The sequence below is a fragment of the Poseidonibacter antarcticus genome (assembly GCF_003667345.1).
GTDB lineage: Bacteria > Campylobacterota > Campylobacteria > Campylobacterales > Arcobacteraceae > Poseidonibacter > Poseidonibacter antarcticus.
Map to the genome: position 1 here is coordinate 40,212 of NZ_RCWF01000007.1, position 11,543 is coordinate 51,754.

The following is an 11,543-nucleotide window of genomic DNA, read 5'->3' on the forward strand; positions in this document are numbered from 1 at the left end:
TTATAGACCTACTTCTTAGTATTTATAAGCTAATCATAATTTTATAATAAGCTATTGTTATATTAATTTTTATTATATAGATAAGAAGTAATAAATAAGTTTTATTTATACTTGATATTTTAGTTTCAATTAAGATTTTAAAACTATAATTATATACTTTAGTTGGTATTCTTTTAATATACCAAATTAAATAAGGAGGGGAAATGACGAAAATTAGTAAAAATTCTGAAAAGAGTTTAAAGTTAAATTCTTTAGAGCAATCTAGTAGAAGAAACTTTTTTAAAAAAACAGCTATTTACTCAGCTAGTGCTTTAACTGCCGCAACAGTTTTAGCTCCAATTAAATTAAAAGCTGATGATGAGAATATTATACATCAGGTAGATTGGGGAACTAAGCTTGGTGATAGAGTTGATAAAAACCCTTATGGTGTACCATCACTTTATGAACATAACAATGTAAGAAGAGTTCATGATTTATTATCATCAGGTGATAGATATGCAACTGTATCAATGTCTCCATTACACCAACAAGAAGGAATTATTACACCAAATGGTTTATTCTTTACAAGAAATCATGGTGGAACAGCACAAATTGATCCTAATAAATATAGACTTATGATTCATGGTTTAGTTAAAAAACCAATTGTTTTAACATTAGAACAATTAAAAAGGTATCCATCAGAATCTAGAATTCACTTTATTGAGTGTCCTGCAAATGGATCTACTGGATGGAGAGGACCTCAATTTAATAACTTGCAATTTGTTAAAGGTATGATGAGTTCAGCTGAATGGACAGGAGTAAAACTTTCTGTTCTTTTAGAAGACTTAGGTCTTAAACCTGAAGCGCAATGGGCTTTAGTTGAAGGTAGTGATAACTCAGAAATGGGAAGAACTCTTCCAATTGAAAAAATCTTAGATGATGCAATGCTTGTTTGGGGACAAAATGGTGAACCATTACGACCAGAACAAGGTTATCCAGTTAGATTGTTAGTACCAGGTTGGGAAGGTAATTTAAATGTTAAATGGGTTAAAAGAATAGAATTTTCTGATAAACCATGGCATTCAAAAGAAGAAACATCTAAATATACAATGTTGCAACCAAGTGGTAAAGCTATTAACTATTTCTGGCCAATGGAAGTAAATTCAATTATTACTTCACCATGTCCTGAAGTTCCTTGGACTGATTTGAAAAAAGGTGATATGGTAGAAATATCTGGAATTGCTTGGTCAGGTCGTGGTACTATTAAAACAGTTGATATTTCACTTGATGGTGGAAATAATTGGGTTGAAGCTCCTTTAAAAGGTTTAGTTTTACCTAAGTCATGGACTAGATTCTCATATATTATTAAATGGGATGGAAAGAAAAAAGTTCTATTATCAAGAGCAATTGATGATTCAGGGCATATTCAACCTTCAATTGACAAATTAGTTGGAACAGTTGGAGTTGAGGGTATTTATCATAGAAATCCAATTGTAGGTTGGGAAGTAACATCAAAAGGAGTTGTAAATAATGTACATGTTAGATCTTAAAAAATCATTATTAGCAGTTGGTGTTGTAACTTCACTTTTAGCAACTAATGCAGCTGCAGTTGAAAAAAATATTGATGGTGCAGTTATTTATCCTGTAAAAGATGGAAAATATACTGCTTATTCAGTAAATCAACAAAAGAAAGAAGGTTTTAGTTCATACGGTAGAACTCCTACTAAAAATGAAATTAAAGCATGGGATACAGATGTAATGCCAGATGGGCATGGTTTACCTGTTGGTTCTGGTTCTGTTGAAGATGGAGATGAATTATATGAAGCTCAATGTTCAATGTGTCATGGTGACTTTGGTGCTGGTGGAGTAGGTGGCTATCCTACATTATCAGGTGGACAAGGATCACTTAAAAATCAATTAGGATTAAATGGAACAGAAGCTCCAAGAAAAACTATTGGTTCTTATTGGCCTTATGCAAGTACACTTTTTTGGTACATTAAAACTGCAATGCCTTTCCCTCATCCAAAATCTTTAAGCGATGATGAAGTTTACGCAATTACAGCATACTTATTATCTGTAAATAGTATTAAAGTAGCAGGTGAAGAAATCGATGATGAATTTGTTTTAAGTAATGAAAACTTCAAAGATATTAAAATGAATAATACTGATGGTTTCTATCCTGTAGATCCAAGTAGACATGATTTAAAAGAACAAAGAGGTCCTTTAGCTCAAGGTACAAGATGTATGAAAGATTGTAATCAACCTAAACCTGTAAGTATCGCAGCTGAAATTGACGTTGGTTTTTATCCTGCAATTAGTACAAAAAAAGACTTGCCAAAAACCAAAGAAAATGCTACAGTATCAAAAGCTGCAAAAGTTTATGAAGCTAGTTGTAGTGCTTGTCATGCTAATGCTGCAATAGGGGCTCCTGTTCTTGGTGATAAAGATGCTTGGGCTGCTGTTGTTGAAAAAGGTATAGATAAGGTTTATGCAAATGGAATTAATGGATTAAATGCAATGCCTGCTAAAGGTGCTACGGATTTATCCGATGAAGAATTCAAAGAAGTAGTTGATTATATGATTAACTCAAGCAAATAAAGGGGAGAACTAATGAAATTAGTAAAAAGTTTACTATTAGCATCAGCTATTAGTGGTTTAATCACAACTAGCAGTTTCGCAAATGATGATTTAGTTAAAAAAGGTGAAAAAATCTTTATGACTAAAAATTTAGGTAACTGTTTAGCATGTCATGCTGCAAATGGAAAGAATGTTGATGGACCTGGAAGTATGGGACCAAAATTACAAGCTTTAGAACATTGGCCTGATGAAGCACTATATCAAAAAATATATGACCCATATACTACTAACCCAATTTCAGCAATGCCAGCATTTGGTAAAAATGGTTGGTTAGATGATTCAGAAATAAAAGCAGTAGTTGCTTATTTAAAAACAATTAAATAATTAATATAAAAGGAAATAAAATGAACAGAAGAAATTTTTTAAGCTTAGGATTAGGTGCATTGGCTGTTTCAATGCTACCATCAACTTTAAGTGCTATTAACTTTAGAGAATCAAAACCAGAAGCATGGACTACTACAAAAGTTGAAGATTCAATTAAAGCAGTTTTTGGTGATCTTCCTAAAGGTGAAGGTAAAATTAAATTAAAAGCTCCAGATATTGCTGAAAATGGTGCAGTTATTCCTGTAACTATTTCTACAAAATTAAATTCTAAAACTGTAGCAATTTTTCAAGATGCAAATCCTGAAAGTACTGTAGCTGTATTTAGTGTTCCTGAAAATGGAATTATTGACTATTCTGTAAGAATTAAAATGGCTAAAACAGGTACTGTTACTGTTGTAGCAAATGTAGATGGGAAATTAATTTCTGCTTCTAAACTTGTAAAAGTAACTATTGGTGGATGTGGAGGTTGATTTAAATCAATACCCATTTAGATATTAATAATAAATAATGAATAGAAAATAAAAGGAAATATATTATGGCAAAAAAAACAAGAATTAAAGCAAAATTAAAAAAAGATATTATTACTGTAAAAGCTATGGCTAATCACCCAATGTTAAGTTATATAGAAGCAAAAAATGCAAAAAAAGAAGCTAATTTTATTACTTATATGGTAGCAAAAGTTAATGACAAAATTGTTTATGAAGTATCAACAAGTCAGTTCTTATCAAAAAATCCATATATTAAATTTAAATTTAAAGGTGCAGCAAAAGGTGATTTAGTTGAAATCACTTGGACTGATTTAAAAGGTACAACACAAGTTAGTAGTGCAAAAATTAAATAATTACATAATAAACAATTAATAAGGAGAGCTTATGTTATTGAAAATCGTAAAAGCTACAACTTTGGCTGCAATAGCTACTTGTGCATTAAATGCAAGTGACTTTAATGCTCAAGCAGAAAAAGATAGATTAGCTTTAATTAAATACTTTGAAGCAAAATTTGAAGACCCTGAAAAAAATAGAAATACATTCTTTCCATATTCAACAGATGATGAATTAAAGAATTCTATTGCAAAAGGTGTTAAATTTGAAGAATTTTCAAAAGGTAATTATGCTTTTAATATTGATGGTAAATCTCAATATGAAGAATTAAAAGAAATGCCACCTTATGAAGATGCAATTGATGAGGGTGAAGAATTATATACTAAAAAGTTTGCAAATGGTAAATCTTTTGCTTCTTGTTTCCCTAATCCTGCAATTGGAGCTGATTATCCAATGTATGATGATAAAAAGAAAGAAATTATTACTTTAACTCAATCAATTAATACTTGTTTAACATCAAATGGTGAAAAACCTTGGAATACAAAAAAAGGTAACATGGCTAAATTACAAGCTTACTTTGCTTCAGCTACAACAGATGAAGAATTGAAAGTTAATGTTACTATTCCAAGTGCCGATGCAGCAGCTGCTTATGAAAGAGGAAAAGAATATTATTACTCACAAAGAGGTTATTTAAAACTTTCTTGTGCAACTTGTCATGTTCAAGGTGCAGGATTAAGAGTTAGAAATGAAAAGCTTTCTCAATTTGTAGGACAAACTACACACTTCCCTGTATTTAGATTAAAATGGGATGGATTAGGTACATTAGAGAGAAGAGTATCAGGTTGTATTAAAGATCAAGGTCAAGTTCCACCAAAAGATAATAGTAAAGAAATGAAAGAATTAATATATTTCTTATCTTATATGTCAAATGGTTTAACTGTTGATGGTCCAGATATTAGAAAATAGGGAGTTGATTATGAAAAAAATATATAAAGCTACGCTAGCTACACTCTTTTTATCTACATTTATTGGGACTTCTTTAAGTGCTAATGATATTACTAAACTAGATGTAAAAAATGAGTGTAATGTTAAAGCAAATGGTATTAAAAAAGTATTAGCAACAGCTAGTAAGTATAATATTATTGCGAAAAAAGAAGGTGTTGAATTCAAAAGATTGGGTATGACTAATACACAATATATTGATGGAACAATGAAAGCAATAACAGAGGGTTCAAAAACTGTTGATATTGTTAATGCTAAAAATAAAAAAACTGGAGAGGTTTCTACTGAATATGCAGCATGGAGAGCTTGTTCATTTGCTATAAGTGCACTTCAACAAAAAGAAGAAGCCAAAACAACTTGGAAACTTGCAATGCCAGGTAATGGTTTTGAATATTAAATTAAATTAATTTAAAAATACATTTAAAAGCCAAGATTAACACTTGGCTTTTTTATTAAATAAAATAAAAGGAAATATAATGAAATTATTAAATAAATTACTTATTGTAACAGCTTTTTCAGGTTTAGTTGCAAGTTCAGTTTTAGCAGAAGATTCATCAAATTATGTACCAATTTCAAAAGGTGTTAAGTCAATTGATATAAATTTAAACGATGAAAAATTTACTATTATGAGAAATCAAACTCCTGGAAATAAAATATCTCCATTATATGATACAACTTTTAGAGGTGTTCCTCAACCGATTATTTTAGCAAAAGGTTTAGAAACTTTAGGAGAATTAGAGTTTATTGATTTAATGAAAAAAGCTCAAACAGATGAAAATATTGCAATTATTGATTCAAGAAAACCAGGTTGGTTTGATAGATTAAGAATCCCAGGTGCGATAAACGTTCCATTTACAAATTTTGAAGAAAAAGATACTGCTATTGAAATGATGGAAGATGAAATGGGTGTTGTTCAAAATGATGACGGTACTTTAGATTTTTCTAATGCAAAGACTTTAGCGTTATATTGTAATGGTTATTGGTGTGGTCAAACTCCAGGAATGGTTAAAAATGCAAAATTTGCATTATTAAAAATGGGATACCCAGTTGAAAAGATTAAATACTACAGAGGTGGTATGCAAGCTTGGACTTCATTAGGTTTTACAGTTGTAGGATCTGGAAAATAATTTAATATTATAAAATAGGGATAAACATGAGTAAATTAAGTAGAAGAGAATTTATATATATGATGTCAGTACTTGGTGCTGCTCCTGTATTTGCAAATTCTCACACAAGAATGACAGATACTAATAAACTAGAAGATTATTATAAATTAAAAAGCTTTGGTAATGTAAGACTTCTTCATATGACAGATTCTCATGCACAATTAATGCCTGTATACTTTAGAGAACCAAGTGTAAACTTAGGACTTCATGGTAACTATGGTAAGCCACCTCATATTGTTGGTGAAAAACTATTAGATTATTATGGTATTAAAGGTAATAAAAGATTAGAATATGCATATTCATGCGTAAACTTTGAAAAACATGCAAAAGTTATGGGGCGTGTTGGTGGATTCTCACAACTTAAAACTGTAATTGATTTTTTAAGAAATAATTATGGAAAAGAAAAAACACTTATGTTAGACGGTGGAGATACATGGCAAGGAAGTGCAACAGCTCTTTACACTCGTGGTAGAGATATGGTTGGTGCAATGAACTTACTAGGTGTTGATATTGCTGTTGGACATTGGGAGTTTACTTATAAAGCTGAAGAAATTTTAGCAAATGTAAAAGAACTTGATGCAGAATTTTTAGCACAAAATGTTTTTGTAAAAGAAGATGCATTAATGGATGGTGCAGAAGCTTATGATGAAGATTCAGGATTAGCTTTTAAACCGTATACAATTAAAAAAATGGGAAATGCAAGAGTTGCAGTTATTGGTCAAGCTTTCCCTTATACAACTATTGCAAATCCTCAAAGATTTATTCCTGATTGGACTTTTGGGATTAAAGATGAAGAAATGCAAGAGTTAGTTGATACTATTAGAGATGAAGAAAAACCAGATGCTGTTATTGTTTTATCTCATAATGGTTTTGATGTTGATCAAAAAATGGCAGAAGTTTGTACTGGAATTGACTTTATTATGGGAGGTCATACTCACGATGGTGTTCCAGAAGCAGTTCCTGTTAAAAATGAAGAGGGAACTACTTATGTATGTAATGCTGGTTCAAATGGTAAGTTTTTAAATGTTCTTGATTTAGATATTCAAAATGGAAAAATCAAAGATTTTAAATTTACACTTCTTCCAATTTTCTCTGATTTAGTTCCTGAAGATAAAGAAATGAAAGCTTATATTGAAAAAGTGAGATTACCATTTATAAAAGATTTAAATAGAACTATTGCTACAACTGAAGAGACTCTATTTAGAAGAGGTAACTTTAATGGTTCATGGGATCAGATTATTTGTGATGCATTGATTGATGTAAAAGGTGCAGATATTTCACTTTCACCTGGATTTAGATGGGGTACAACTGTAATGCCTGGTCAAGATATTACATTTGATGATTTAATGACACAAACAGCTATGACTTATCCTGAAACGTATGCAAGAGATATTACAGGTCAAGGAATTAAAGATATTTTAGAAGATGTTGCAGATAACCTATTTAACGCTGATCCATTTTATCAACAAGGTGGAGATATGGTTAGAACTGGTGGTATTTCTTATAAAATTGATCCAAAAGCTAAGATGGGTAGCAGAATTTCTGATATTCAACTTACTAAAAATGGAAAAAAACTTCAAGCTAGTAAATCTTACAAGGTTGCTGGTTGGTCAACTGTTGGTTCTAAATCACCAGGTGAACCAGTTTGGGAAACAGTTGAAACTTATTTAGGAAATGTAAAACATATTGTAAATTTAAGAGTAGATACTCCTGATATTATTGGTGTTAAAAATAACCCAGGAATTATATAATATCTTAAAAAATGAAAATCAAAAAGTATAAGGAATAAGTCTTTATACTTTTTTGATTTAATAAACAGTTTAATTTTATTATTTTAACTGTTTATTAAATCAAAATGGAGGAATATCTTTTGTTAATAAAAACTTTGTTATTAATATCCGTATTTTTTATTACATATTTAAGTGCAGATTTTAAAGAGGGTAAAAAAATATTTTTACAAAAATGTTCATCATGTCATAGTAAATATATTGATATGAAAATAATCAAAAAAAACTTTTTTGAAAATGAAAATAAAACTTTAAAGATGACTTCTCCAAGTGAAAATATGCTAGCTTATGCAATTATGGATAGTCCCAAACATTTAGGTGAAAAAGATGATCCTGAAATGCAACAAATTGAAATTGAAGAATTTTTAAAAGATTATCTTGAAAATCCTGATCTTAATAATACTATTTGTGAAGGAAGAATAATTCAATATTATAATAAAAAACTTCCTAGTAATTATGATTTAAGCAGTGAAGATATATCAAATTTAGCAATTTATTTTATGAACTACAAAGAAGAAAGATTAAAAAACAATAGTACAAAAATAGAGTTAAAAGTTTTACCAAATAATTTTAATGAGGAAAAACTATTAAAAGAAGCTAAGAAACAGCAAAAAAGAATACTTATTTATGCAACTGCTAAAACTTGTCATTTTTGTAAAAAGATGGACAAAGAAGTACTAAGTTTAAGTGATGTTAAAAATGAAATCAAAAAAGATTTTATTTTATTAAAAGTTGATATTGAAGATAGCTCTTTACCTTTTAATCTTGCAAAAAATTATAGAGGAATGACACCAACTTTTTTTGCAATTAACAATGATGGGAAACTTCAAAATAAATATCCAGGTTCTTGGAATAAAAAAGACTTTTTATTAATATTAAAGGAAAATAGTAAATAAATGAAAAACATTGGTAAAGTAATTGAAATATTTAGTGCAGATAAAAACTCTTCAGGATTTCCTAGACCAATAGTAGAGCAACTTGATATTATAAAAGATTATGGTATTAAACACGATAAATTTGCTGGTAAAAATCAAGATAAAACAGTAATGATTGTTGGTTTAAAAGCTTATACAATTGCAGAAGAAAATGGTATAAATTTAGATTATGGTAGTTTTGGTGAAAATATTTTATTTGACTTTGATCCACATAAATATAAAGTTGGTTCAACTTTTCTAATTAATGATGTTAAGTTAGAAATTACACAAAATTGTACTATTTGTAATCACTTAGGTGTTTTCTCACCAGACTTACCTTCATTAGTAAGAGAACATAGAGGTTTATATTGTAGAATAATAAGCAGTGGTATAATCACTAAAGAAAATATAGTTTATATAAAGGAAGAAATATAATGAAGAAAATATTATTAGTTTTATTTTTTACTGTTTTTGTTTATGGTGAGTCAACATTTAGTAATCCCCAGCCTTCATTTGAAAATCCAAGGAAAGTTGTTTTTCAAATGTATGATTCAAATCTTGAAAAAGTAAATCATAATTTAGGAACAATTTATAATATTTTAAAAGAATATCCTGAAGAATCTTTAAAAATTTCAGTTGTTGCTTATGGTAATGGAATGAGAGCTTTAAGAAAAGATTATGATAAAAATACACTTGCTAGAATAAGTTCACTTATGGAATATGATGTTGAGTTTTTTGCATGTAAAAATACTATGGAAAGTATGAATTGGACAAAAGATGAATTTATTGATGATTTAATTTATGTTCAAGCTGGAATTGTTGAATTTATTGAAAAACAAGTTGATGGATATGTTGGAGTTAATGCATATTAATTTTATTTAAAAAGGTTAAAAAATGTTAAAAAAAGTTTTATTTTTATTATTAGTCGCTTTTATATCTTTTTCATTTGCAAAACAGATTAATCAATCTTTATGCGATGAAAAAGGAGATGGTTTTATTTATGCTGGGAATGAGTGTATAAATTACTCAATGTTTGAAGGTGATGATAATGATAGATTAATCATAATCGTTCCTGGAACATGGGATGAAGGAAGTAATGTTCTTGGAAGATATACTCCTTTTGCTGAAAATATAAATATGACAACAGATGTTAGTACAATAGCTATTGCACTTCCTGGGTATTCAAAATCTTCACTTAATCATTTAAAATCAATTGGTAGTAAAGAGTATAATCATCAAGCAGCTACAAAAGAGTATGTAGAATTTTTAGAAAAACTAGTAATTGCCCTAAAAGATAAATATAAAAGTAAAGAAATCACAATTATAGGACATTCAGCTGGTGCTATGATGAGTGCATCATTAGCTGGTTTAAATAATAAGCTTTTAAAAAATGTAGTATTAGTAGCAGGTAGATATGAAAGACCTGATTATGCAAATGAAAAACATCTTTTAGCTATTGATGTATTAGATAAGATGAATAAAAATACAAAGTTTATTATGATTTATGGTACTGAAGATAAAATCTCAAAACCTAGTGTTACAAAAGACTTCTATAAAAAAATGAAAAAACAAGGATTAGATGTAGAACTTGTTGAGGTAAAAGATGCTGGACATATTGATTTAGATATGACAGATAGAAGTGTAGAAGCAATTAGTTCATTATTTGAAGAAGAATAAATGGATAAGAAAAAACAGTTAGTTTTCAATTTAAACAATTTCTTATTATCAACGTCACACGTATTAGATTTTTTAGAGTCACAATATAGTAATACATCAGATAAACATTCAAAAAATGTTGCTTTTTTATCTTTGAAAATTGGACAGAAACTAAATCTTAGTCCAGAAGAGATGTCTGATTTATGTGCTTATAGTTTATGTCATGATATTGCACTAAATGAAGTAAGAAAAAAAGATATGGCTTATTATGAATTAAGTGAAGAGAAAATAAAAGATTTTCCTTTTTTATTAGCTAAAAATAATATATTAAAATATCAAAGAGAAAGATATGATGGTCTTGGACCTTTTGGATTAAAGAAAAAAGAAATACCTCTTCTTTCTTTAATACTTTTTTTTACACAAACATTAGATGAAGAGTTTGATTTAGCAAAAAAAGATATTGAAAATAGAAAAGATATAATCTCTTTTGCAAAAGAAAATTCAAATATACTTTTTGATGAAAATATAGTAAATGCATTTTTAGAAGTAAGTTCTAAGATAGATTTTTGGATAGATATTCAAAATGAAAATGATATTATTTATTTTATATTTAATAATCTGCATGATTTCACAAGAGTCTTAGATTTTGAAGATGTATTAAAAATAACAAGTGTTTTAAATGATATATTAGATAATAAATCAACTTTGGTAAAAAATGCTAAAAAAATGTGTGAATTTTATGAATTTGAGCATAAAGATAAATTTACTTTTATGATTACTGCTTCATTATGTAATATTGGAAAACTGTTGATTCCTTTAAATATATTAGAAAAAAGTGATAAATTAACAATAAATGAATATGAAGATATAAAAGCCTATCCTTATCATAGTAAAAAAACATTAACTAATATTATGGGCTTTAATGATATTGCTCTTAGCACTTGTAAAATTCAAGAATTATTAGATGGTTCTGGTTATCCTTATAATTTAGAGGCAAAAGACTTAAGCTTAAAAGATAGATTATTAGCTACTTTAAATATTTATACATCTTTATGTAGTGAAAAAAACTATAGAAATGCTTATTCTCATAATCAAGCTATTAATATATTAAAAAAATTAGCGAATGATAAAAAATTAGATATATCAATTATTGAAGATATAGATAAAAATTTATTAAGTATTTAATTTTTTTCTATTATTAAAAAATAATAATAATGATTCGCTAAATTAAAGATAATATAGCTACTATTATATTAC

At 28.3% G+C, this 11,543-nt stretch carries 14 protein-coding genes; all 14 read left to right on the plus strand.

Features of this window, described 5'->3' with window-relative positions:
- The first annotated feature begins 203 nt into the window (after positions 1-203).
- The 14 genes from soxC to D9T19_RS09570 all read left to right on the plus strand — a co-directional run bounded on the left by soxC (position 204) and on the right by D9T19_RS09570 (position 11,471).
- Entirely contained in the window at positions 204-1,529 is a 1,326-nt protein-coding gene (soxC, locus tag D9T19_RS09505) for a sulfite dehydrogenase (protein WP_121627998.1), read from the plus strand.
- Positions 1,510-2,577, plus strand: coding sequence for a c-type cytochrome (locus D9T19_RS09510; RefSeq protein ID WP_121627999.1), 1,068 nt, complete (start codon positions 1,510-1,512; stop codon positions 2,575-2,577). The genes soxC and D9T19_RS09510 overlap by 20 nt, the downstream gene beginning before the upstream one ends.
- 12 nt (positions 2,578-2,589) lie before the next feature.
- Positions 2,590-2,940 carry a sulfur oxidation c-type cytochrome SoxX gene (gene soxX / locus D9T19_RS09515; RefSeq protein ID WP_121628000.1) on the plus strand — a complete coding sequence of 117 codons (351 nt, stop codon included), beginning with the start codon at positions 2,590-2,592 and terminating at the stop codon, positions 2,938-2,940.
- A gap of 20 nt (positions 2,941-2,960) precedes the next feature.
- The gene (gene soxY, locus D9T19_RS09520; RefSeq protein WP_121628001.1) at positions 2,961-3,410 is read left to right on the plus strand and encodes a thiosulfate oxidation carrier protein SoxY; all 450 of its coding nucleotides are present in this window, start codon (positions 2,961-2,963) and stop codon (positions 3,408-3,410) included.
- Positions 3,411-3,475: 65 nt separating this feature from the next.
- Positions 3,476-3,781, plus strand: a complete 306-nt coding sequence (gene soxZ, locus D9T19_RS09525) for a thiosulfate oxidation carrier complex protein SoxZ (protein WP_121628002.1) — start codon at positions 3,476-3,478, stop codon at positions 3,779-3,781.
- A 31-nt stretch (positions 3,782-3,812) separates the two neighbouring features.
- A complete protein-coding gene (soxA, locus tag D9T19_RS09530; RefSeq protein ID WP_121628003.1) occupies positions 3,813-4,727 on the plus strand; it encodes a sulfur oxidation c-type cytochrome SoxA in 915 nt (304 codons plus the stop codon).
- Between the two features lie 10 nt (positions 4,728-4,737).
- Positions 4,738-5,160, plus strand: coding sequence for a hypothetical protein (locus D9T19_RS09535; protein WP_121628004.1), 423 nt, complete (start codon positions 4,738-4,740; stop codon positions 5,158-5,160).
- A gap of 79 nt (positions 5,161-5,239) precedes the next feature.
- Positions 5,240-5,890 carry a rhodanese-like domain-containing protein gene (locus D9T19_RS09540; RefSeq protein ID WP_121628005.1) on the plus strand — a complete coding sequence of 217 codons (651 nt, stop codon included), beginning with the start codon at positions 5,240-5,242 and terminating at the stop codon, positions 5,888-5,890.
- A gap of 26 nt (positions 5,891-5,916) precedes the next feature.
- The gene (soxB, locus tag D9T19_RS09545; protein ID WP_121628006.1) at positions 5,917-7,680 is read left to right on the plus strand and encodes a thiosulfohydrolase SoxB; all 1,764 of its coding nucleotides are present in this window, start codon (positions 5,917-5,919) and stop codon (positions 7,678-7,680) included.
- 119 nt (positions 7,681-7,799) lie between these two features.
- Complete coding sequence (locus tag D9T19_RS09550; RefSeq protein WP_162984571.1) at positions 7,800-8,612, plus strand: thioredoxin family protein; 813 nt, start codon at positions 7,800-7,802, stop codon at positions 8,610-8,612.
- Complete coding sequence (locus D9T19_RS09555; protein WP_121628008.1) at positions 8,613-9,065, plus strand: MOSC domain-containing protein; 453 nt, start codon at positions 8,613-8,615, stop codon at positions 9,063-9,065. It abuts the gene before it with no gap.
- Positions 9,065-9,502: a DsrE family protein gene (locus D9T19_RS09560; RefSeq protein WP_228197997.1), complete on the plus strand. Its 438-nt coding sequence runs from the start codon at positions 9,065-9,067 to the stop codon at positions 9,500-9,502. The genes D9T19_RS09555 and D9T19_RS09560 overlap by 1 nt, the downstream gene beginning before the upstream one ends.
- 22 nt (positions 9,503-9,524) lie before the next feature.
- Entirely contained in the window at positions 9,525-10,307 is a 783-nt protein-coding gene (locus D9T19_RS09565) for an alpha/beta hydrolase (RefSeq protein ID WP_121628010.1), read from the plus strand.
- On the plus strand, positions 10,308-11,471 hold the full coding sequence (locus D9T19_RS09570) for an HD-GYP domain-containing protein (protein ID WP_121628011.1): 1,164 nt from the start codon (positions 10,308-10,310) through the stop codon (positions 11,469-11,471).
- The last annotated feature ends 72 nt before the right edge of the window (positions 11,472-11,543 follow it).